21 protein-coding genes and 1 riboswitch are annotated in these 23,029 nt (G+C 43.3%); of the genes, 17 read left to right on the top strand and 4 right to left on the bottom strand.

Going from position 1 to position 23,029, the window contains the following annotated elements; genetic code table 11:
* Window positions 1-3: 3 nt before the first annotated feature.
* From argH to CLV31_RS11400, 5 genes are all read left to right on the top strand, one after another.
* Window positions 4-1,338, top strand: coding sequence for an argininosuccinate lyase (gene argH, locus CLV31_RS11420; RefSeq protein ID WP_111393023.1), 1,335 nt, complete (start codon window positions 4-6; stop codon window positions 1,336-1,338).
* 106 nt (window positions 1,339-1,444) lie between these two features.
* Window positions 1,445-2,986: a SulP family inorganic anion transporter gene (locus CLV31_RS11415; RefSeq protein WP_111393022.1), complete on the top strand. Its 1,542-nt coding sequence runs from the start codon at window positions 1,445-1,447 to the stop codon at window positions 2,984-2,986.
* On the top strand, window positions 2,983-3,627 hold the full coding sequence (gene can, locus CLV31_RS11410; RefSeq protein ID WP_111393021.1) for a carbonate dehydratase: 645 nt from the start codon (window positions 2,983-2,985) through the stop codon (window positions 3,625-3,627). Before CLV31_RS11415 ends, can begins: the two co-directional genes overlap by 4 nt.
* A gap of 87 nt (window positions 3,628-3,714) precedes the next feature.
* Window positions 3,715-3,828: riboswitch (SAM riboswitch) on the top strand.
* 187 nt (window positions 3,829-4,015) lie between these two features.
* Window positions 4,016-5,320 carry an O-acetylhomoserine aminocarboxypropyltransferase/cysteine synthase family protein gene (locus tag CLV31_RS11405; protein WP_111393020.1) on the top strand — a complete coding sequence of 435 codons (1,305 nt, stop codon included), beginning with the start codon at window positions 4,016-4,018 and terminating at the stop codon, window positions 5,318-5,320.
* Between the two features lie 8 nt (window positions 5,321-5,328).
* Entirely contained in the window at window positions 5,329-6,378 is a 1,050-nt protein-coding gene (locus CLV31_RS11400; RefSeq protein ID WP_111393019.1) for a homoserine O-acetyltransferase family protein, read from the top strand.
* A gap of 51 nt (window positions 6,379-6,429) precedes the next feature.
* Here the strand turns inward: CLV31_RS11400 and CLV31_RS11395 are convergent, their stop codons facing one another.
* Window positions 6,430-6,873 carry a DUF2147 domain-containing protein gene (locus tag CLV31_RS11395; protein WP_111393018.1) on the bottom strand — a complete coding sequence of 148 codons (444 nt, stop codon included), beginning with the start codon at window positions 6,871-6,873 and terminating at the stop codon, window positions 6,430-6,432.
* 48 nt (window positions 6,874-6,921) lie between these two features.
* On the opposite strand from CLV31_RS11395, the gene pdeM reads away from it, so the two are divergent.
* The 9 genes from pdeM (at window position 6,922) to CLV31_RS11350 (ending at window position 15,547) form a co-directional block, all read left to right on the top strand.
* Window positions 6,922-7,620: a ligase-associated DNA damage response endonuclease PdeM gene (pdeM, locus tag CLV31_RS11390; protein WP_111393017.1), complete on the top strand. Its 699-nt coding sequence runs from the start codon at window positions 6,922-6,924 to the stop codon at window positions 7,618-7,620.
* A 42-nt stretch (window positions 7,621-7,662) separates the two neighbouring features.
* Window positions 7,663-8,553, top strand: coding sequence for a cell division protein FtsX (locus CLV31_RS11385; protein WP_111393016.1), 891 nt, complete (start codon window positions 7,663-7,665; stop codon window positions 8,551-8,553).
* Window positions 8,554-8,556: 3 nt separating this feature from the next.
* Window positions 8,557-8,766 carry a DUF3098 domain-containing protein gene (locus tag CLV31_RS11380; RefSeq protein WP_111393015.1) on the top strand — a complete coding sequence of 70 codons (210 nt, stop codon included), beginning with the start codon at window positions 8,557-8,559 and terminating at the stop codon, window positions 8,764-8,766.
* Window positions 8,767-8,803: 37 nt separating this feature from the next.
* The gene (gene truB, locus CLV31_RS11375; RefSeq protein WP_111393014.1) at window positions 8,804-9,487 is read left to right on the top strand and encodes a tRNA pseudouridine(55) synthase TruB; all 684 of its coding nucleotides are present in this window, start codon (window positions 8,804-8,806) and stop codon (window positions 9,485-9,487) included.
* Window positions 9,474-10,397, top strand: a complete 924-nt coding sequence (locus CLV31_RS11370) for a bifunctional riboflavin kinase/FAD synthetase (RefSeq protein ID WP_111393013.1) — start codon at window positions 9,474-9,476, stop codon at window positions 10,395-10,397. Before truB ends, CLV31_RS11370 begins: the two co-directional genes overlap by 14 nt.
* A gap of 10 nt (window positions 10,398-10,407) precedes the next feature.
* Window positions 10,408-11,106 carry a CoA transferase subunit A gene (locus CLV31_RS11365; RefSeq protein WP_111393012.1) on the top strand — a complete coding sequence of 233 codons (699 nt, stop codon included), beginning with the start codon at window positions 10,408-10,410 and terminating at the stop codon, window positions 11,104-11,106.
* A gap of 64 nt (window positions 11,107-11,170) precedes the next feature.
* Window positions 11,171-11,830, top strand: coding sequence for a CoA transferase subunit B (locus CLV31_RS11360; protein ID WP_111393011.1), 660 nt, complete (start codon window positions 11,171-11,173; stop codon window positions 11,828-11,830).
* A 57-nt stretch (window positions 11,831-11,887) separates the two neighbouring features.
* Complete coding sequence (gene gldC / locus CLV31_RS11355; RefSeq protein ID WP_111393010.1) at window positions 11,888-12,229, top strand: gliding motility protein GldC; 342 nt, start codon at window positions 11,888-11,890, stop codon at window positions 12,227-12,229.
* 324 nt (window positions 12,230-12,553) lie between these two features.
* Entirely contained in the window at window positions 12,554-15,547 is a 2,994-nt protein-coding gene (locus tag CLV31_RS11350; protein WP_111393009.1) for a TonB-dependent receptor, read from the top strand.
* A 424-nt stretch (window positions 15,548-15,971) separates the two neighbouring features.
* On the opposite strand, the gene CLV31_RS11345 is transcribed toward CLV31_RS11350, so the two are convergent.
* Window positions 15,972-17,471, bottom strand: coding sequence for a peptide MFS transporter (locus tag CLV31_RS11345; RefSeq protein WP_245943386.1), 1,500 nt, complete (start codon window positions 17,469-17,471; stop codon window positions 15,972-15,974).
* A 341-nt stretch (window positions 17,472-17,812) separates the two neighbouring features.
* Between CLV31_RS11345 and pckA the strand changes: the two genes are divergently transcribed.
* Complete coding sequence (gene pckA, locus CLV31_RS11340) at window positions 17,813-19,417, top strand: phosphoenolpyruvate carboxykinase (ATP) (protein ID WP_111393007.1); 1,605 nt, start codon at window positions 17,813-17,815, stop codon at window positions 19,415-19,417.
* A 116-nt stretch (window positions 19,418-19,533) separates the two neighbouring features.
* Window positions 19,534-19,971 (top strand): peptidylprolyl isomerase, encoded by a 438-nt coding sequence (locus CLV31_RS11335; RefSeq protein WP_111393006.1) that lies wholly within the window; start codon window positions 19,534-19,536, stop codon window positions 19,969-19,971.
* 53 nt (window positions 19,972-20,024) lie between these two features.
* On the opposite strand, the gene CLV31_RS11330 is transcribed toward CLV31_RS11335, so the two are convergent.
* Entirely contained in the window at window positions 20,025-21,596 is a 1,572-nt protein-coding gene (locus CLV31_RS11330; protein WP_111393005.1) for a hypothetical protein, read from the bottom strand.
* A 106-nt stretch (window positions 21,597-21,702) separates the two neighbouring features.
* Between CLV31_RS11330 and CLV31_RS11325 the strand changes: the two genes are divergently transcribed.
* Window positions 21,703-22,299, top strand: a complete 597-nt coding sequence (locus CLV31_RS11325; protein ID WP_111393087.1) for a hypothetical protein — start codon at window positions 21,703-21,705, stop codon at window positions 22,297-22,299.
* 11 nt (window positions 22,300-22,310) lie between these two features.
* On the opposite strand, the gene CLV31_RS11320 is transcribed toward CLV31_RS11325, so the two are convergent.
* Window positions 22,311-23,012: a TrmH family RNA methyltransferase gene (locus CLV31_RS11320; protein ID WP_111393004.1), complete on the bottom strand. Its 702-nt coding sequence runs from the start codon at window positions 23,010-23,012 to the stop codon at window positions 22,311-22,313.
* Window positions 23,013-23,029 lie beyond the last annotated feature (17 nt).

The following is a 23,029-nucleotide window of genomic DNA, read 5'->3' as shown; positions in this document are numbered from 1 at the left end:
ATCATGAAAATCTGGCAAAAAGCTACCGATAGCAAAAAGGAAGTCGAACAGTTTACCATCGGTCGTGATCCGGAATTTGATATTCTTCTCGCACCTTTTGATGTGCTGGGCTCGATGGCACATGCCCACATGCTGGCCAAAATCGGTCTGTTGACTCAAGAGGACAATCAGATTCTCCAGAAAGGATTGAAAGAAATCTATTTTGAAATCGAAAAAGGCCAGTTTCAGATTGCACCGGGCGTGGAAGATGTGCACTCTCAGGTGGAGTTTTTGCTTACGGAGCGCTATGGTGAAGTAGGGAAAAAGCTGCACAGCGGCAGAAGTCGAAATGACCAGGTTTTAGTGGATCTGAAGCTGTATTACCGGGCAGCCATTCGGGAGATCATTGAAGAAACTCAGACCCTTTTTGATTTACTGATTTCCCTGGCAGAAAAGCACAAAAACGACTTGATGCCGGGTTACACCCATACCCAATTGGCCATGCCTTCCTCCTTTGGACTTTGGTTTGGATCATTTGCGGAAGGTTTGACCGAAGATTTGGGAATGCTGAAGTCTGCCTTTGACCTGAGCAATAAAAATCCATTGGGTTCTGCTGCTGGCTATGGATCAAGTTTTCCATTGGATCGGACCATGACTACCGAGCTTTTAGGCTTTGCCGATCTGCATCACAACGTGATCAATGCCCAAAACAGCCGTGGAAAAACCGAACGAACCTTGGCTTTTGCTTTGGCAGGGATAGCGGGAACGCTCAACAAACTGGCTACGGATGTCTGCCTGTTTATGAATCAGCATTTTGCATTCCTCACCTTCCCGGACAATTTGACTACGGGAAGCAGCATCATGCCGCATAAGAAAAATCCAGACGTATTTGAATTGATCCGAGCCAAAACGAATCAGATCCAAGCGGTCCCGACTTCAGTAAGCTTTCTTCTGACGAATATGAGTACAGGCTACCATCGGGATATGCAGTTACTGAAAGAAGAGATTTTCCCGGCTTTCGAGAGCCTTAAGTCCTGTCTCAGCATGAGTACGTTTATGTTCAAGGAGATCAAGGTGAAGCAAAACATCCTTCAAGATTCGTTTTACAAGCATCTTTTTTCAGTTGAAGTAGTCAATGATCTGGTATTACAGGGAATGCCTTTCCGCGATGCTTACAAAAAGGTAGGCTTGGACATCGAGGCAAATCAATTTGCTCCGGATCAAAGCAAAGTCAACCACACGCATGAAGGAAGCATTGGGAATCTTTGTTTGGATGAAATTAAATCCAAAATGACCCTTCAAATTGGTGATTTCCGATTTGAAAAGATGGATCAGGCCATTCAGCATTTATTAGGGTAAAACTACCTTTCATCAAATCCTAAGCAGGCAAGATTTTCATTTGAAAATTTTACTTTTATCTTAAGTCAGTTTTATTACCCAACTGCACTTTTGAAGTAAATCAACTATGAAAAGCCTATTTGGTGAAAACCTCCGATACGATCTTAAGGCCAGTTTAGTGGTTTTTTTGGTCGCACTCCCGCTGTGTTTGGGGATTGCAATTGCAAGTGGTGCCCCACCAATTTCCGGATTGATTGCAGGAATTGTTGGAGGGATTGTAATCGGTTCATTTTCAAAATCCCATGTATCGGTAAGCGGTCCAGCGGCTGGCTTGACAGTGATTGTTCTAGATTCGATCTCAAGTCTTGGAACTTTTGAATTGTTTTTAGGTGCACTGGTAGTGGCAGGATTGATTCAGTTCTCCTTAGGATTAGCCAAAGCAGGAATTTTAGGCTATTATTTTCCCCATTCTGTGATTAAAGGGATGCTTACTGCTATCGGGTTGATTTTGATTCTAAAGCAAATACCCCATGCTCTAGGCTATGATAAAGACTATTTGGGTGATTTGGCCTTCAAGCAAATGGATGATCAAAACACGTTTACAGAAATTTACAACGCCTTTCTTTATAATAATCCAGGTGCAATTCCTGTGGTATTGGTGGCCTTGGGAATCCTGATTTTTTTTGAGCGCCCACGGATCAAAAGCCATAGGATTTTGGGTGTCGTACCCGGTGCATTGTGGGCGGTAGTTTCCGGGATAGTAATTAATGCCTTGTATAGTAAGATCAAACCAGAGTGGGAGCTTGTAGATGAGCATTTGGTAACCATACCGGATCTCGACAGCTTTAGTGAACTGCCTTCTTTATTGACGTTTCCGGATTTTGGATTGATAGCTGATCCTGCTTTTTGGATCGTAGCCGTGACCTTGGCTGTAATTGGGAGTATTGAGACCCTTCTGTCTATAGAAGCCGGAGACAAAATGGATCCCTATAAACGAATTACTCCCGCAAGTAAGGAGCTCGTTGCCCAAGGGGTGGGAAATACCTTATCGGGATTGATCGGAGGATTACCCATCACAGCAGTCATCGTCAGAACCTCCGCCAACATTGCCTCGGGTGCCCGAACCAAACTTTCAGCTATTTTTCATGGAATTTTATTAATGGTTTTGGTGCTGAGCATTCCGGAGCTCCTGAATCAAATTCCATTGAGCTGCCTGGCAGCAGTTCTTTTTCTGGTAGGATACAAGTTGGCCAAGCCATCCATATTTGTTCATGAATATGAAAAAGGGATAAACCAGTTTTTACCATTCATATTCACCGTGATTGCCATTTTGTTTACCGATTTACTGGTCGGTATTGGGATCGGTATGATAGTAGGTTTATTTTTCGTGATCAAGACTAATTTCCAAAAAGCTATTTTGGTCACTGAGTTGAATGGTAACTACCTAGTCAAGCTTCAAAAAGATGTTTCTTTCTTGAACAAAGCCCCTTTGATGAGAGAACTCGCCCAAATTCCTCCTGGCAGTAATGTGATTCTGAATGGTTCCAAGGCAAGATTTATAGACCATGATATTCAGGAGGTACTCAATGATTTTATTTCTTCAGCCCATACCAAAGATATTTCAATCACTATTGAAGGTTATTCCTATCATTTAAGAGAAGCACTATGAACCCTTACGAAAAACTACTATTACAAAACAAGGCCTGGTCTGAAGAAAAACTTCAGGGAGACAAGGACTTTTTTCAACGCTTGGCAAAGCAACAAAAACCTAAATTTCTATGGATCGGGTGCTCAGACAGTCGTGTGCCTGCCAATGAAATCACAGGCACAGATCCGGGAGAAGTATTTGTTCATCGAAACATTGCGAATATGGTGGTGCACACAGATCTCAATATGCTCTCGGTACTCCAATATGCCGTAGAAGTCCTGAAAGTAGAACATGTCATAGTTTGTGGACACTATGGGTGTGGAGGTGTAGAAGCAGCACTTGGGCATCAAAGCTTCGGATTGATCAATAAGTGGCTGAGAAATATCAAGGAGGTGTATAAAAACTACGAATCGGAGATTGATTCGATCTCCGAACATAAAGACCGGGTAAACCGCCTAGTTGAGCTCAATGTATTGGAACAGTGCCAGGATTTGCTCAAAACTTCCATCATTCAAAAAGCTTGGAAGGAGCGTAAATCCCCAGAGATCCATGGATGGGTTTATGGGCTGGATAATGGATTGGTCAAGGAATTGACCACTATTCTCCCTGATTTTGACAATATTCATCCTGTCTTCAGGTACTCTGACGATCAGATTTTGTAAAATCTTAAAGGAATTTAAGCCCCTAGTGTTTGATTTTCAAAAATAGGGGCTTTTCTTTGCACTGTCCTTTCACTTTTTCCGTGTGAGGATTTATAAAGAAGAGGCGAGAGACAGGCTCGATGACCCTCTGGCAACCTTCCGCCGCGGCGGAAAGGTGCCAATTCCTGCCAAATGAGAAGGTCTCATTTGGAACTATAAATTCCTCGTATGATGAACAGGCAATTTACCTTCTCCCTTTCCCTCGGCTTCGAGCAAATTTTCTCCAACATCTTCAATTTTGGCTGTGCAATTTCTTGCATGTGCCATTTATTTTGATCCGAATATTCTCTAGAATTTCTCTGGGAGCAATCCCTTTTTATTATTCTCTTAACCCTTTAACCTCAATTTTATGTCAGCAAACTATCGTTTCGAAACCCTCCAGCTCCATGCTGGACAAACACCAGATTCTGCTACTAACTCCCGTGCTGTGCCGATCTACCAGACCACATCTTACACTTTCAACAGTGCAGAGCATGGAGCCAATCTCTTTGGCCTGAAGGAATTCGGTAATATTTACACCCGGATCATGAATCCGACCACGGATGTATTTGAAAAGCGTCTGGCCGCTCTTGAAGGCGGTGTGGCAGCAGTAGCTACTGCATCCGGTCAGGCGGCTCAGCTTTTGGCTTTGCACAATATTCTACAAGCAGGTGAAAACTTCGTTTCCTCTCCTTTCCTCTATGGGGGTACTTACAACCAGTTTAAAGTTGCATTCAAGCGGCTTGGAATAGATGCGCGATTTGCAAAAAGCGACAAAGCCGAGGATCTGGAAAAGCTGATTGATGACAAAACCAAAGCGATTTATTTGGAAACGATCGGGAATCCGGAGTTTAATATCCCAGATTTTGAATCAGTAGCTGCATTGGCCAAGAAGCATGGAATTCCGCTGGTTGTGGATAATACTTTCGGAGCAGGAGGGTTCCTCTGCCAGCCTATCGCCCATGGAGCAAATATCGTGACAGCATCAGCCACCAAGTGGATTGGCGGACATGGTACTTCCATCGGTGGGATCATCGTGGATGGCGGAAATTTCAACTGGGGCAATGGAAAATTCCCGCAGTTTTCTGAGCCTTCAGAAGGATACCACGGATTGAATTTCTGGGAAGTATTCGGTGATAATAATCCGCTGGGGCTTCCTAACATCGCTTTTGCCATCCGAACCCGTGTGGAAGGTCTACGCGATCTGGGACCAGCTATCAGCCCTTTCAATTCGTTCTTGTTGCTTCAGGGAATCGAGACACTCTCGCTTCGCGTGCAACGAACTGTTGACAATGCACTGGAGATAGCAAAATGGTTGGAAGCTCATCCTAAAGTCTCTAAGGTAAATTACCCCGGTCTGGCCTCCTCTCCTTATCATGCTGTGGCCAAAAAATATCTTAAACATGGATTTGGTGGAGTTCTGAGCTTTGAACTAAAAGGTGACAAGTCATCCACTTCGCAGTTTATCAATAATCTGGAATTGGTGTCTCACTTAGCCAATGTGGGTGATGCCAAAACTCTGATTATCCAACCTTCGGCCACCACCCATCAGCAACTTTCTGATGAAGAACAAAAAGCCGCAGGTGTGACTCCTACCCTTCTGCGACTATCCCTTGGTATCGAGCACATCGATGATATTAAGGCTGATCTTCAGCAGGCATTCGATAAACTTTAATTACCTCAATGAATTTGATTAGCGCATTTGCAGATTTGACTATGACTACGGAGATTTTCGAATCAGTTGACCCTTTACACTTGGAATCAGGCGAAGTTATTAAACAGTTTCAAATCGCCTACACCACCTATGGTCAACTCAATTCGGATCGCTCCAATGTCATCTGGGTAGTTCATGCCCTCACGGGAGATTCTAAGGCTGCTGAATGGTGGAATGGCCTGATTGGAGAAGACAAATTTTTCGATCCGGCCAATCACTTCATCATCTGCGCCAACTTGCTGGGAAGCAATTATGGATCTACCAACCCTCTTAGTATTAATCCTGAAAGCGGTAAACCTTACTACTATGATTTTCCACAACTGACCCCAAGAGACTTGGCGCTTAGCTTGGAGAGGTTGCGGAATTACCTGCAATTGGATCAAATTCACACCTTGATCGGAGGTTCTTTGGGAGGTCAAGTAGCCTTGGAGTGGTCTGTGACCCTGGGTCAACGATTGAAAAATGCGGTAATTCTGGCCTCTACTGCCAAATCTTCCCCTTGGGTCATCGGCTTCAACGAAACCCAGCGAATGGCGATCGAGTCAGATTGTACTTGGGGAGAAAAACGGGAGGATGCCGGACTCAAGGGACTTGAAACTGCCCGAGCGATTGCCATGCTGAGCTATCGACATCCAGCTGATCTTCGCATCAAGCAAAGCGAAAACGATGAAAAATTAGATGGATTTAAGGCCTCTTCGTATTTACGCTACCAAGGTCAAAAACTGGCCAAGCGGTTCAATGCGCTCTCCTATTGGGCACTCAGCAAGGCTATGGACAGTCATGATTTGGGTAGAAATCGAGGTGGAGTCGAGGCAAGTCTGGCACAGATCGAAGCCAGAGTGTTGACGGTTGGGGTCAATTCGGATTTGTTGTTTTTACCCGAAGAATCCCAATTCATCAGTCAAAAAGTGCGAAGAGGTACCTACAAAGAAATCCAGTCCACCGCAGGTCACGATGCCTTTTTGATCGAGTTTGAGCAATTGACTTATATACTCAAATCATTTTATCTGGAGAATTAATCAAATTTCCATGTAAAAAGAGGCCTGCAGGGATATCCATGCAGGCCTTCTTTATTTCTTCGCTTTAGTCCATTCCACTGTTCGACCCACAAATGAAAAACCAATGTACCCCTTGACTTCCAAGACTTCGGGCGATTTTAATTTGATTTCACAGGAATAGGTTTTGCCTGATTTAGGGTCGTAGATTTGGCCTCCTTTCCATACGCCACTGGAGTATTTTAATCCCTCTAAAATAGGGAGCCCCATCAAGGGCCTGGTTTTGAGTTTGGGATCGGAATTTTCTTTATCAGTAGCAGGCTTCCCATCCGGGTTTGGATCCTTTAGCCAGATAATTTTCCCCAGAAACTCATTTCCTTTCTTCAAAATTTCTACCTGGGCAGTTTTCTCGGTGTTATACCAGACTCCTAGAATAGAGCTTTCAGTTTGCGCAATCGTTTTTCCAAAGGAGAAAAGTGAGAGCAAAACAAAGGCTGAAATAAATTGTCGGATTTTCATAAATACGATGTTTTGATATCTCTAAATACGGATACTTTTGGAATTGTTATGAGTGAGTTGCAAAAAAATAAAACCAAGGCGAAGGGATGCTGGATTGATTTTAAAGGGTTTTCTCTTCTTCTTTTACCGGAAAAAGCCCTTTGGATCAAAGAGTTGAATATCCTGTTGATTGCAGATTTGCACTTCGGAAAAGCCGCACATTTTAGAAAGTCCGGAATTCCGATCCCCGAACCTATTCATCGAGCTGATTTTCAAAAACTCGAAAAACTGCACAACGAGCTCAAGCCTTCCGATACCTATTTTCTTGGTGATCTTTTTCACAGTGACTGGAATGAACAATGGGAACAGTTGAATACTTTTCTGAAGGTTTTTGATCAAACCCGATTTCATTTGGTCAAAGGAAATCATGACATCCTCCCCACCTTTTTATATGGCCAATCTGTGATGAAAGTCCATCAGGAGCCTTTGATTATCGAGTCCTTTGCGCTGTCTCATGAGCCTATTGAAAATAGTGAAGGCGGACATCTAAATGTGTGTGGACATATCCATCCGGGCATTTTTTTAAGGGGCAAAGCCAGGCAATCGGTTCGTATTCCTTGTTTTTATTGGTCGAGTCATACGTTGATATTACCAAGTTTTGGGAATTTCACGGGCTTGGCTTTGATCAGTCCAAAAGAGAAAGACAAAGTTTGGGGAATTTCAGGAGAAAAAGTCATTCCGATCCTTTCTGGCACATCGATTGGTTAAATCCCAAAGGCTTTTCTATTTTTGAACTGAATTTTCTAATCCATGGCAGGTCCTTCCCGAACAAAAAAAACACTAGGCTATTTCAAATTCGGAAGTGTGCTCTTTAGCACTACTCTTTCTCTTTTCATCGTGGGATTATTTGGGATCATATTGATACAGGCCAAATCGCTCACGAAAATGATTCGCGAAAATGTGGAAATCCAGGTGTTTTTGGACAAAAATCTTTCCGAGGATCAATTGAAAGATCTTCAGAAAAATATCTCTACCCGACCGTTTATCCTGATCAAAGCCGATACCTCCAGCCTTAGATTTATCTCCGATGAGGAGGCAGCAGCTACATTTATCCAAAGTACAGGCGAAGATTTCACCAAGTTTTTGGAAGACAATCCGCTCAGAGACAGCTTTGTGTTTTCAGTGGCGGAGGAATTTCAAAGTTCCGAACAAATCAACGAGATCGCGACAGAACTGGAGGCACTTCCCGGAGTTTTTGAGGTTTCCTACATGACTGACTTAGTTGACTCAATCAATAAAAATTTACTGAAAGTGAGTTTGGTTATGGGTGGCTTTATATTGATTTTGATTATTACAGTCGTAATGCTGATCAATAATACGATTCGCCTGGCCTTATTTTCCCAGCGATTCTTGATCCGTTCGATGCAATTAGTCGGTGCAACCCGTGGATTTATCCGAAAGCCGTTTTTGTTCAGAGCCTTCTTTTTTGGCATGCTAGCGGGATTGGTTGCTTCAGGGATTTTATTTGGATTGATCCAATATACCCAAGCCAATATTGAAGGTTTTGCCATGCTACAAAACTTTGAATTAATGTTAATTCTGTTTGGAGGACTGGTTTTAATCGGAGGAATTCTTTCCGTATTGAGTACTTTGCGTGCGGTAAACAAATATTTGAACATGTCCTTGGACGAACTTTACTAAACCATGAGCAACACCTCTTTTCCTTTTACCAAGAAAAACTATCGACTCATGCTTATCGGCCTGGGGCTTATCGTTTTGGGTTTTATTTTGATTGGGCTTGATGGACAACCACACGGTAATGGAATCCTCGGACTTACGATTGGTCCTATCGTTACGCTGGCAGGTTTTATATTTGAGTTTTATGCCATTTTTTCCAAAGGAGAAAAAAGCTAATCCATACGCTTTGTCAACCAAAGCAAAGTAAAAACGCATGCAGCAAGAAGCTTACGGAGAAGTTTTTCTAATAGACAAACCTCTGGAATGGACCTCTTTTGATGTGGTCAAAAAAGTCAGAAATGCCCTCCGAATCAAAAAGGTGGGTCATGCAGGGACCCTGGACCCATTGGCTACTGGCCTGTTGATCGTCTGTGCCGGGAAGATGACCAAGCAGATCGAGACCTTCATGGGCCAGGAAAAAGAGTACACAGGAACTTTTGTGATCGGAGCCACTACCGAATCTTTTGATCTTGAAAAACCGGTAATCCAGGTGTCGGACCCTACTCATATTACCTTGGAAATGGTGGAAAAAGCAGCGCATCAGCTCACCGGAAACATCTTTCAAATTCCTCCCATGCACTCAGCAATCAAAGTGGACGGGCGGAGAGTGTATGAGTCAGCCAGAGCAGGCAAAGAAGTCAAAATGGACCCCCGTCCGGTGGAAGTTAGGGAGTTTGAAATTACACGATTTGAAGGCAATGAGGTAGATTTTAGGATTTCCTGTTCCAAAGGAACCTATATCCGAAGTCTTGCAAGGGATTTGGGTGAGATTCTTGGTGTGGGTGCCTATTTAAAAACACTTTGCCGTACCAGAATCGGTGGTCATCATCTTCGGGATGCAAAAAAAGTGTTGGATTTAGTGGAAGAAATAAAGGCGCGTCCCCATGAAAATCTATGAAGGATTGGAGGGATTTCTTCCGGTACCCAATGCGGTAGTCACTTCGGGTACTTTTGATGGAGTCCATTTAGGTCACCAAAAAATCATCCGTCGAATCCGTGAAATCGCAAGAAAGATCCAGGGTGAAACTGTCTTGATCACTTTTTGGCCTCATCCTCGGTTGGTCCTATATCCCAATGAGCACGATCTGAGATTGCTCTCCACTTTTGAGGAGAAGGCAAATTTGCTCAGGCAGTTTGGTATAGATCATTTGGTCACCATACCTTTCACTCAGGAATTTTCACAGTTGAGTTCGGAGGAGTTTATCCGTAGCGTATTGATTGATAAAATTCAGACCAAAAAACTGGTCATCGGCTATGATCACCGCTTTGGTAAAAACAGAGAAGGAAGCTTCGAATACCTTAAAGAACACAGCAGTGATTTTGGTTTTGAATTGGAGGAAATATCCCGGCAGGATGTCGAAGATATTGGAGTATCCAGCACCAAAATCCGGAAGGCGCTCGAATTAGGTGACGTCAAAACCGCATCCAATTACTTGGGAAGGCCATATGAGTTGAATGGATTGGTCGTTAAAGGGCAGCAAATCGGCAGATCGATTGGATTTCCGACAGCCAATATCCATATTCCCAATGATTACAAACTTATCCCTCATGACGGCGTTTATGCCGTAGAGGCCAAAGTAGAAGGAATTCTCTACAAAGCAATGCTCAATATAGGCAATCGTCCCACAGTGGACGGTTCCAAGAAAACGGTAGAAGCTCACCTGTTTGATTTTCAGGGCGACCTTTACAACAAATTGATTACAGTTTATTTCCGGGAATTTATTCGGGAAGAAAAAAAATTTGAAAGTTTGGAAGCGTTGAAAAATCAGCTTTTCCAGGATCAAAAAACAGCCAAGGCCATACTATAAACCCAAAGATATGATCAACAAAACTGTCAAAGACGCTCGCGAAGCGGTTGCAGACATTCCCAGTGGCGCCTTTTTGATGATGGGCGGATTTGGATTGAGCGGTATACCTGAAAATTGTATCGCAGCCTTACTGGAAAAAGACATCAAGAATCTTACTATCGTTTCCAACAACGCAGGGGTTGAGGATTTTGGAATAGGTCTGCTGCTCAAAAAGCGGATGGTAAAGAAAATGATTTCCAGCTATGTGGGCGAAAATGCAGAATTTGAGCGTCAACTTTTGAGCGGTGAACTGGAAGTAGACCTTATTCCCCAAGGAACCCTAGCGGAACGGGTTCGTGCTGGAGGCGCTGGAATTCCGGCTTTCTTCACTCCGGCAGGTGTCGGCACAGAGGTGGCGGAAGGGAAAGAAATCAGAGAATTTGATGGGAAGGAATATCTCATGGAGCGTTGGCTTCGTGCGGATTTTTCGTTAGTCAAAGCCTGGAAAGGCGATACTGCCGGCAACCTGATTTTCAGAGGAACGGCAAGGAATTTTAATCCGATGATGGCTGCGGCTGGGAAAATCACCATTGCTGAAGTCGAGGAATTGGTACCGGCAGGCGAATTGGATCCAAATCAAATCCATACGCCCGGCATCTATGTACAGCGTATTTTCCAAGGAAAGGACTACGAAAAGCGAATCGAACAAAGAACTGTCTCAAAAAAATAAGCAAAAAGAAGTCGGATAGTCTTGTTTCTTACATCTTGTCTTCTGAATCCTAGAACAAACCCAAATGCTAACCAAAGAACAAATCGCCCAACGGATCGCTCAAGAGGTGGAAAACGGGCAATACATCAATCTCGGAATCGGTATTCCTACGTTGGTTGCCAATTACATTCCATCCCATTTGGATGTGGTCTTGCAATCTGAAAATGGCTTGTTGGGCATTGGCCCCTTCCCCACCGAAGATCAAATCGACCCTGACTTGATCAACGCCGGAAAACAAACCATCACCATGGTCCCCGGCTCTGCCCTTTTCAACTCCTCTGAATCATTTGCCATGATACGGGGTGGCCATGTTCACCTGACCATTTTAGGTGCTATGGAGGTTTCCGAAAACGGAGACATCGCCAATTGGAAAATTCCCGGTAAAATGGTCAAGGGTATGGGAGGTGCCATGGATTTGGTGGCTTCTGCCAAAAATATCATAGTGGCCATGCAGCATTGTTCCAAAGACGGGCAATCCAAGCTTCTTCCCTCCTGTAGCTTACCGATTACAGGCATACGCTGTGTAAAAAAAATTGTCTCTGATCTTGCTGTATTAGAGGTAGACCCTAAGGGTGGATTTATTCTTAAGGAAAGAGCTCCAGGAGTGAGTGTAGAAGAAATAAAAGCAAAAACAGCCGGAAAACTTATAATCGAAGGGGAAATCCCGGAAATGAGATTCGATTAATTTCACTTGGTGGAACCAGCCGGGTATAAAGTCGGTTTCCCGATAAAATCAAAAATAATGAAGAAATCAGAAATCAAATTCCAGGTAGAACTGGACAGCAATAACCTTCCCAAAGCTATCCTGTGGGACGCTTCAGACAAAGAAGCTGAGGGCATGGAATCTACTAAAAGTATCAGTCTAAACGTTTGGGATAATCTTAATCACTCCACGCTTCGAATTGACCTTTGGACTGAAGATATGTCTGTGGTAGAGATGAAAAGGTTTTATATTGATATCCTAGGCGGAATGGCCCAAACCATCCTAAACAGTACAGGGGATGAATATATGTCAGAAGAAATGAAAGAGCTGTGTGACCGATTGGTGAAGCATGTCAATGAGGAAAACAGGAAAAATTCTTAATTAACTAAAAATCAATAGTGTACAGTAGCCCACCACAGAGTGGGCTTTTTTATTATTACAGATCAATTGTAAAAAGACAGATTTACTGATTTAATAATAAAAACGAAATCCATAGAATTATTCTTCAACAGAATTCGCCTTTTATTAGCTTTTTTTAGAAAAAACTGCCTCAGTTTCCATTTTTAAGCATTTTTAGCCTTATATAATACCTATTTTTTTTTCTTATAGATCCATAGAAAATTGCCTTTTTACTATAAATTTCGAGTAATTGAATTGTAAAAAAACCCAATTGAAAATCATCCTAACAATTTCACAAAATAGCCTATGAAAAATTTTACCAGAAAAATCTGGGGCACAGTGTTTTCATTGGTATTGCTAGTTTCCTTGGGAACTACCATTGCCCTGGCCCAGACAACCATCTCCGGAACGGTCACCGATGCTCAAACCAAGGAGACCTTAGTGGGCGTGAACATCATCGTGAAAGGCAAAGTGATCGGCACGATTACCGACCTATCAGGTAAATTCACGCTTAATGTCAATCAGGACCCACCTTTTACTTTAGTATTTTCCATGGTGGGATTCAATTCCAAAGAAGTTGAGGTTAGCGGAGGAATGACCAATCTGTCTGTAGAACTGGCAGAATCTTCCATTTTGGGACAGGAAGTGGTGATCTCTGCCTCCAGAGTGGAAGAGAGCATTATGAAATCTCCGGTTTCCGTGGAAAAAATGGATATCATCGCTATTCGTGAAGTTCCTCAGGCGAGTTTCTATGATGCCTTGAACAATATGAAAGGCGTTGAAATGAGTACCCAATCCCTGACTTTTAAATCCTTTAACACTCGAGGTTTCAATGCCAATGGCAATGTCAGAACTGTTCAAATGATTGATGGGATGGACAATCAGGCTCCGGGCCTGAACTTCTCAGTAGGTAATATTGTAGGTATTTCCGAGCTGGATTTGGAAAGTGTAGAATTACTTCCCGGAGCTTCTTCCGCTCTTTATGGTCCCAATGCCATCAATGGTATTTTGTTGATGACTTCCAAAAATCCATTTCAGTACCAAGGCCTCTCGGCGAATGTCCGCACCGGCTTGATGCATGAAAGTGGCAGATCTCAGCCTGGGACAGGTTTCTATGACTTCAGTGCCAGATATGCCAAGGCCTTCAGTGATAAAGTGGCTTTCAAGATGAACGTGGGCTACCTTCGTGCGGATGATTGGCAGGCCAATGATTTCAGAGATCAGTCTTTGGCAAATGGCTTTGGATTTGACGGTAACCGTGGGACAAACCCCGGATACAATGGTGTGAATATCTATGGTGATGAAAGCACTCAAAATATGTTTACTGTCGGTCAATCTTTGGTACAGGCAGGGCTTTTACCTCAGGCTGCATTGGGAATCATTCCACAAACCCAAGTATCAAGAACTGGATATGCCGAAAGAGATTTAGCTGATTACAATACCAAGTCACTTAAGCTTAACGCTGCTTTGCATTGGAGATTGAATGACCGGGTTGAAGCTATCTTTCAAGGAAATTATGGTTTTGGAACCACTGTCTACACAGGTGCTGACCGTTACTCCATCGCCAATTTCAATATGGGGCAATACAAAGCTGAGTTGAGAGGGGCAAACTGGTTTTTGAGGGCTTATACCACTCAAGAAAGATCGGGTGATGCATTTGCTGTGGCTATTGCCGCCAATGCAATCAATGAAGCATGGAAACCATCCGAGACTTGGTTCGGTCAATATGTCGGAGCTTTCGCGCAGGCAAAGCTAACCGGTGCAACCGATCAAGCTGCGCATACAGCAGCTCGAGGGGTAGCTGATCAAGGTAGATTCCAACCCGGAAGTCCTGAATTTCAGCAGGCTTTGGCTGCGACCACTTCCACTCCTATCCCTGGACAATTCCAAACTCCCCCACGTAGAATTGGATCTCAGTTCGTAGACAAAACAAACCTTTATCATTTGGAAGGATCTTATCAGCTGACTGATATCACTTGGGCTGATTTTGTAGTAGGTGCTAATTATAGAATTTATGCACTGAACTCAGAAAAAACCCTTTTTGCAGTGGATGAAAATGGTGACGAATTCAGAATCAATGAATACGGTGGATATATCCAAGGAGCTAAGCGCCTTTTTGATGACAAATTCAAATTGACTGCCTCTGTACGTTACGATAAAAATGAGAATTTTGACGGTCAGTGGTCTCCTCGAGTTTCCGGTGTATATTCTATCAACAACCACAACTTTAGAGGTTCTTATCAAACCGGTTTCAGAATTCCTTCTACCCAAGATCAATATATCGACTTGGTCACTCCACAGGCAAGATTATTGGGTGGTCTTCAGTTTTTCAGAGATCGATATAATTTCAATGCAAACCCAGTTTACAGCTTAGCTACAGTGACCGCATTTGGTAATGCTTTTCTAGATTCAACAAGGGATCCGGCCATTCAGCAATTAGCCCTTGCGGAAGCACAAAGAAGAGCTGATGAAGCAATTAGAAATGGACAATTACCAAATAACCCGCAAGCTATTCAGGCATTTATAGCCGCTGCAGTGCCGCAGTTAGTTCCTGTTTTTGCAGCTCAGGCCAATCAAGACAAATTGACTACTTTCCAATTGACTCAGTTTAGACCTGAAAAAGTAAAATCGTTTGAAATCGGTTACAAAGGCCTTTATTCAAATCGTCTATTGATCGATGCGTATGCATATTTTAACCGTTTTGAGAACTTCATTGGTGGTCAGGTATTGATTCAGGATAGAAATCCTAATCCACAAAATCCAGCTTCAGCTCTTGGAATCAACTTGTTGTCTGCCAACACCAGAAACGTTTATTCTATACCGGTTAATCGTACCGAGATCATCAAATCTTGGGGATGGGCATTGGGTGCAGATTATAAACTTCCAAAGAATTACTCAATCGGAGGTAACGTATCGTTCAATACGCTTTCAAACCTAGACGAACTTGCAGAAACAGGCTTCCAGCCTGCTTTCAACACACCGGAATATCGTTACGTGATCAACTTTGCTAACCGAGAGTTTGTGAAGAATCTTGGGTTTGCATTCTCTTACAGATGGCAGGGAGAATTTGTATGGCAGTCATCTTTTGTAGCTCCAGCAGTTTCTTCACAGCAGCTTTCGGTGATGCCTGCATTCGGAACATTTGATGCTCAGTTTAGCTATAAGCTTAAAAGCTTGAAGTCTATCATCAAGGTTGGTGGTACCAACTTGTTTAATGATGGCTATCGTCAGGCTTGGGGTAATCCAACAGTCGGAAGCATGTACTTTGTCAGCCTGACTTTTGATGAGTTCTTGAATTAATCAAATTTTATCGTTTGTTATTCGAGAGGCTGTTCATTTTGGACAGCCTCTTTTTTTCCTCTCCTGATGAAATCCTGGATTCTAGTAAAGATTGGGACTTGGTACTACTCAGATCATTTCAAATTAATTTTTCGAGCTACCCATAATTCTATTTCTAAAGCCAAAGGATCGAAGGGTTGGAAGTCGATCTTTTGGAATTGATTCAATTGAAAAAACCTGAGACCCCTACTTCAGAATACTTTTCATTTGCCAAGACTGGGATGAGGTAGTTTTAGCAGAAGTTGTAGCCGAAATGTGTAAAACCCTTATCAGGCTTTTAAATCCTGGCAGATCTCATCCAACAAGATTGTTTTCTTTGACCATCATAAAAAAACACCTGCCCGAATCAACAGGCAGGTGCTATTAAATTCCGAGGAAAGAAAGGTTAATGCACCTCCCCCATCATTTTCTTTAATACCGGCTTTAATAAGAACAGTAACACAGCAGAACCGATTACGGTATATACGATCATCATAAACTGATCGGGCATCGCTGCCAAGCCTTCTTCTGAGCCTCCGCTGGCTTCTCCGGCGATCAATCCCGCAAACAGATTGCCCAAGGCTACAGAAAGGAACCAGATACCCATCATTTGTCCACCATAGCCATTCGGTGCCAACTTGGTCACCAATGAAAGTCCCACCGGTGATAAACTCAATTCGCCAAACGTATGAAGCAAATAAGTGATGATCAGCCAGCTTGGGGCAGCCAACTCTCCGGAAGCAGCGATTTTGGTAGCGAAATACATGACAAAGAAGCCGATTCCCAAAAGCAATAGACCAAAGGTGAATTTCAATGGAGAGCTAGGTTCAAGGTTCATCCTGCCCAACCAGACCCAAAGGGCAGCAAAGAATGGTGCAAATATGATGATAAACAGGGAGTTGATGGACTGAAAATAACCCGTGGGGATATTCCATCCCAAAATGGTCCGATCTGTAAAGCGCTCAGCAAACAGATTCAGGGTGGATCCTGCTTGTTCAAACCCTGACCAGAACATGGCAGAGAAAACAAATAAAATAGCAATCACACCTACTTTGTTTTTATCAGGTTTGGAGAGGCCACCAAATGCAATCACATACCCCAGGTATCCAAAACCGACTATCGCGATAACCGTACCCGAGGCGCCGGCAATGGCAGAAGCATTAATTGGGATGATTCCGGTGAATAATACTCCAACGAGGATTACCCCAATAAGCCCAATCAGGGTGGTCAGGGATTTTAATTTCTTTTGAGCGGTTACCTCTACCGGGGTTATAGCCTTGGGTGCCTCCCCGTAGCCATCTAGGGCTTTGCCGGTAAGTTTATATTGAATAAGGCCAAACACCATTCCAAGCCCCGCAAGTCCAAATCCCAAATGCATGTCATATTCTGCCATGGTTGAGCAAGCAATCGGAGCTATGAACCCCCCAATATTGATTCCCATGTAAAAAATAGAAAATCCGGCATCTCTTTTTGAACTACCCGCCGGATACAATTGACCTACTATAGAACTGATATTTGGCTTCAATAATCCTGTCCCTAAGACAATCAGAATCAACCCGAGAAAAAAAGAAGTCGTATCCAGGGTGCTGAGCGAATCCTTTACTTCTGAAGCACCGTTGATCCAGGTCTGAATCCCCGGAAGAGCCATCGTAAAGTGTCCCAACGCAATGATAATACCTCCATACCAAACCGATTTTTTTAATCCAAACAATCGGTCAGCCAGCCAACCTCCGGGAAGTGCCAATAGATATACTCCCATAGTGTATAATCCATAGACTGCTCCTGCAGTTTTGTCATCGAAACCCAATCCCCCATCCACAATGGATTTGGTCATGAATAGGATCAAGAGGGCGCGCATCCCATAGTAGCTGAATCTTTCCCACATCTCGGTGAAGAATAAAGTCATCAATCCTTTAGGATGACCAAAGGCCGTGGCGCCACTAAACTCTGGGGTTGGTTGATTTTTCAAGGGAATGAAAATTTGGGTTTAATATATTCTGCAATGATAAACTTTTTTGTCACTTCAATGCAAAGAATCAATTTGGGCATAAATGCTTTATCAAAAAAAATTCCTCAAGGTGATCAGGGTTTTTATTGAATTTCCTTGGAATTTCACTAACCAAATTATTTTTGGATTTTTCTCCGAAATCGATTGAAAAGCAAAAAAACAACGATTTTTTAATTTGAGATTGCAAGTAATTATCTAATTTTGACCAGACAATTTTCAGACAATAAACCCAAATAAGTATGCAGGACTTGGTTCTGGAACCTCAATCTTCTTCATTTTCTCTTTCCCAAATGGATTCAAAGGGAAAGGTGCACTTCAATCTTTCTCCGGCCGAATTGGTGGAGTATGCTTTGGCTCGCAAGGAAGGCCAATTGACTTCTACCGGGGCATTTATGGCGGACACGGGTAAATTTACCGGCCGGTCTCCCAAAGACAGGTATGTAGTCATGGATGACCTCACCCGAGATGCAGTTTGGTGGGGCGAAGTCAATATTCCGGTCACAGAAGATCATTTTGACCGGCTTTTTTCAAAAATGACGACATTTTTGGATGGAAAAGAACTCTTTGTCAGGGATGCTTTTGCAGGTGCTGATCAAGACCACCGTCTCAACCTGAGGGTAATCAATACCTGGGCATGGCATAATCTATTCTGCGCAAATATGTTCTTAAGGCCTTCTTCCAAGGAACTCGAGAATTTTGTCCATGATTTTACGATCATCTGTGCCCCTGAATTTGAAGCAGATCCCCAAACCGACGGGGTCAAAAATCCCAATTTTGCGATTTTAAATTTAAGCAAGCGAATCATCCTAATCGGAGGTACAGGATATGCGGGTGAGATGAAAAAGGGGATTTTTTCAGTACTCAACTTTATTTTGCCCTACCAAAAAAATGTCCTCTCCATGCACTGTTCCGCTAATGTGGGATCCGATGGAGATACGGCCATCTTTTTTGGTCTGTCTGGCACGGGAAAAACAACACTTTCCGCCGATCCTAACCGTCACTTGATCGGAGATGATGAACATGGCTGGACAGAGGATTCTGTTTTCAACTTTGAGGGAGGTTGTTACGCTAAGGTTATTGATTTGACTAGAGAGAAAGAACCCGAGATTTTCGATGCCATCAAATTTGGAGCGGTGGTAGAAAACACGCGATTTAAGCCCGGAACAAGAGAGGTAGATTATAGCAACCATGAAGTGACCGAAAATACTCGAACGGCCTACCCTATTCATCACATTGCCAATGCCATCGAACCGTCAATTGCCGGAGTTCCCAAAAACATTTTCTTCTTGACCGCTGATGCATTTGGGGTAATCCCTCCCATTTCCCGACTGAACAAAAGTCAGGCGATGTATCATTTTATCTCAGGATACACCGCTAAAGTAGCAGGAACAGAAATGGGCGTCACTGAGCCCAAACTTACGTTTTCGGCTTGTTTTGGAGCGGCATTCCTTCCACTTCATCCTACGAAGTATGCCGAACTGTTTGGTGAAAAAATGGAAAAAAATGAAGTGAATGTCTGGCTGATCAATACAGGCTGGACCGGAGGTCCTTACGGAGTGGGTAGCAGGATGAAGCTTTCTTATACGCGAGCTATGATTTCCGCAGCATTGGAGGGAAAACTGGATTTTGCACCGATGCATTCTGACCCTACTTTTGGATTTGAAGTTCCCAAAATCTGCCCAAATGTACCCGCTGAAGTATTGAACCCAAGAAATACCTGGAGTAACCCGCAGGCTTATGATAAGCAAGCGAAAGAGCTTGCCCAAGCATTCATCAAAAATTTTGAAAAATATAAGGACTTTGCCTCTTCCGATATTCTTTTGGGGGCTCCTAAAGCAGATTAAGGAGAAAAAGGAGTGATTTTCACTCCTTTTCTATTTTAAGGCATAGAATACTAAGATCTAGTCCTATTTTTGCGTTTTGCAAAAATTTTCCAATCAATCAGAGCGAAATACCGAAAATGAAAACAGCTGAGATAGTAACAGAAAAAGGTACCATGAAAGTCGAATTTTACGAGAATGATGCCCCGGGCACCGTTCAGAATTTTGTGGACCTTGCCAATAAAGGCTTTTATGATGGATTGACTTTTCACCGGGTAATCCCAAATTTTGTCATTCAAGGAGGTTGTCCTGTCGGAAATGGCACAGGTGGGCCTGGTTACAAAATCAAATGCGAACTGGATGGGGGGAATCAGTACCACGATCGTGGTGTCCTTTCCATGGCCCATGCGGGAAGAAACACCGGTGGTTCTCAGTTTTTTATCTGCCACAGCCGTACTAATACGGCTCACCTAGACCGAAATCATACCTGCTTCGGTAAAGTGGTAGAGGGTCTTGAAGTAATCGATGCGATCCGAGCGGGAGACAAAATCGAAAAAATCGTGATCCAGGAAGCTTAAAAAAATCCCCTCAGATGAGGGGATTTTTCTTTGGAATCAATCATTCTTGATCTTTAGTTCTTTTTTGAAGGATTCAATTCCTCAAGTATTTTCAAGAGCTCTGAATGGATTTTTGGAGCCGTTTCCGGCCCAAGTGAATTGATTTCACCATAAGGTCTGTCTTTGTAGTCGTAGGTAAAGGGAGGTTTTACATCCCACTGGCTTTTGGGTACGATATATCCGATCATGTCATTGGACATCCCTGCAAAAAACTTGAAGTTCCCCGGGATTTTACTCAGGATAGCGGGCACTTCTACAGGCTCAATTCCGAAATCAGCACCATCCGGGGATTCGATCCCTCCATGAAGAATTTCTGGATAAAGCTCACCCGGTGTATGCACAAAGGTAGCAGGACCCAAGGTCCAGGCAGAAACCTCCGAACGAATCTGCTTCCAACCGGTAAATCCCCGATCGAAAATCCCCAGAAATGCTGCCAGCTGAAATAAGCTATTATCCATTGGAAGATGGATGGTTTTTGCACGAAAGTTCATATTCAGATCGGTGTATGCTACCGCATTAGTATCTTGTAGGGTTTCCAAAGTTGCTTTGGCGAGGGCCTTGCCTTGTGCCTGAACCTTTTCCGGAGATGGTTTCTGAATTTTTTCAAAAGAAAAAGGATCTTCCACGCTCATATCTGGATGGGTGGTCATCAGGCCGCCCACAGCCCCATTCAGAAAAAGGGCCACTCCTCCCACTCCTTCGATTTGCACGGAATCATTTACCTGAATTCCATTCTCCACCATTTTTCTCCATGGATCGGCAAAATCGGAACTGATCTGAATATTTTCTGACCATAGGGTCTCAGGATGATTTCCCCAATTCATCAGGGTGCCCAAGGTTTGTCCGGATTCGGCGTCCAGTACTTGCATTAGTTTTAAACTGGCATCATAGACCAAAGGAGGACGCGTATCCCCGACTAGTGCCTTGAGTTTTTCCTGCTCTTCTGCAAATCTGAATTTGGCTGGCCGTTTTGAATCATAGGCTTGATTTACTGCCTGTCTGATCCCTTCCTGTACTTGTCGGAGGTATTCTGGATTGACTCCTCTGGTATAATCGGAAGGCCCCCACATCCCCATCAAATCCGGAGAGGAATGGACATGTGTGCTGGCAATAATCACATAATCCAGTTCGGGATTACTTTCTTGAATGATTTTGCGGGTAGCAATCACTTCATCATTACCAAAGCCGATCATGTCGATCACACAAAGTGCAATCTTGACCTCACCTGAAATAATGACCATGGCTCTAGCCCAAAGGGGGTCTAACACCGACTTGGCAGGCCTGGAATTATGAAAACCTGCCAGCCAAATGGCATCAAACTTACCGTTACCATTGCTATCCTCGAAGGTGTCTCCTTTTTCGGGATTGTATCTGGAATCTCCATCTGCATCTTTCCAGGTTTCGAAGTAAGCCGGTGTGATGTCCACTTTCGAAAAGCCAGCCATGATGGGTCCTGAATCCGAAGAAAGGCGGAGATCAATCTCATAACCTGAATGCCGATCTTGAAATTGAACCCAACCAAATCCGATGAAAAGTATAAAAAGCAGAAAAAGAACACCTGAAATTAGCTTAAGTCCTTTTTTCATAATTCTGGGGTTTTAAAATACAAAGTAAACTAGTGAAAGATTGGATTCTTTGGAATCAATTATGGAATGATAATTGGACAAGGGCAAAATCCAATCCCTAAACGATATGCAAAAACCTCTATACCTCCTGCTTTCACTCTTGGTTTTGACTGGAAGTCAGGCCGCTGCCCAGCGCTATGGAACTGCTTTTGGACTGCGTTTGGGTAATTCGGACATCAATCGCACGGTAGGGTTGAGTGTGCAGCAGCGGGTTTTGGATCGTGTCACGATTGAAGGAATTCTTCAGTCTGACTTTAGCCGGAACACGACCTTTTCGGTCTTGGCAGAACGACACCGGCCTATTATTTCCAAGCGATTTAATTACTACTACGGCGGCGGAGTGTCCTTTGGTAAGGAAGAGAGCTTTGTCAAGAATCCGACGACCAAGGAGATTATTCATACTTATGGAAATGCAACTACCGGTGTGGATCTTATCGCTGGCATCGAAATGACTCTGGCTAATGCGGTAATTTCGTTGGATTACAAGCCCAACATCAATTTGGCAGGAAGGGAGGAGTTTTATCGAGGCCAAGTTGGGATATCTGCCCGAACCGTATTGGTAAAAAGTAAAGAACAAAAGAAGAGACAACGTCAGCGTCAAAAGGCTAGAAATGCCAAAAATCAGCCTCAGAAAAAGTCATTCTCCGAAATTTTCAAAAGGTAATTCGAATCAAACTATTCCTTCAACTTCCAATACATTTTTTCATGAAGATAGGAATGCTTGACGATCTCCCGATACCATTTCATTCGGAGAAGGTTCTTTTCCTCCTCTGAAAGATAAAAATCCGGGTGTTGGTATGCACGGGCCTTTTTGATCAAATCATACAGGAAAACGGAAGCAGAAACAGAAATATTGAAGCTGTCCGTAAATCCAAGCATGGGGATATGAACAAGTCCATCGGACTTTTGCTTGACTTCTTCACTGATTCCCTCGTGCTCATTTCCAAAGACCAAAGCAAGCTTTTCAGAGGGTTCCAGGTCATAGATGGAGATCGACGTAGGTGCCGGACTGGTTCCATAGATCTTATATCCCTTTGACTTTAAAGCCTCGAAACAGGCATCCACCGAGGAGCCGTCTTGGCGGAAATATTTGTGCAAATCCACCCATTGAGAAGCACCTCGAGTCACATAGGGATTGATTTTGTATTGATTGGTTTTTTCGATCACATGAATATCCTGAAGTCCAAAGCAATCACAGGTTCGGATCACGGCACTGGCATTGTGTGGCTTGAAAATATCTTCCAAAACCACCGTGATAAATCGTGTCCTTTGGCTAAGAACCTTTTCCATCACCGATTTTTTATGTTCAGTAATGTATTGACCCAGGTATTCCAAAAGCCCTTGGTCAAATTCGAGTAATGGTTCTCTTTCTTTCATTCTAAAAAAAGGGCTAT

Source organism: Algoriphagus aquaeductus (genome assembly GCF_003253485.1).
Taxonomy (GTDB): Bacteria; Bacteroidota; Bacteroidia; order Cytophagales; family Cyclobacteriaceae; genus Algoriphagus; species Algoriphagus aquaeductus.
This window is presented reverse-complemented; position numbering and strand designations above follow the sequence as displayed.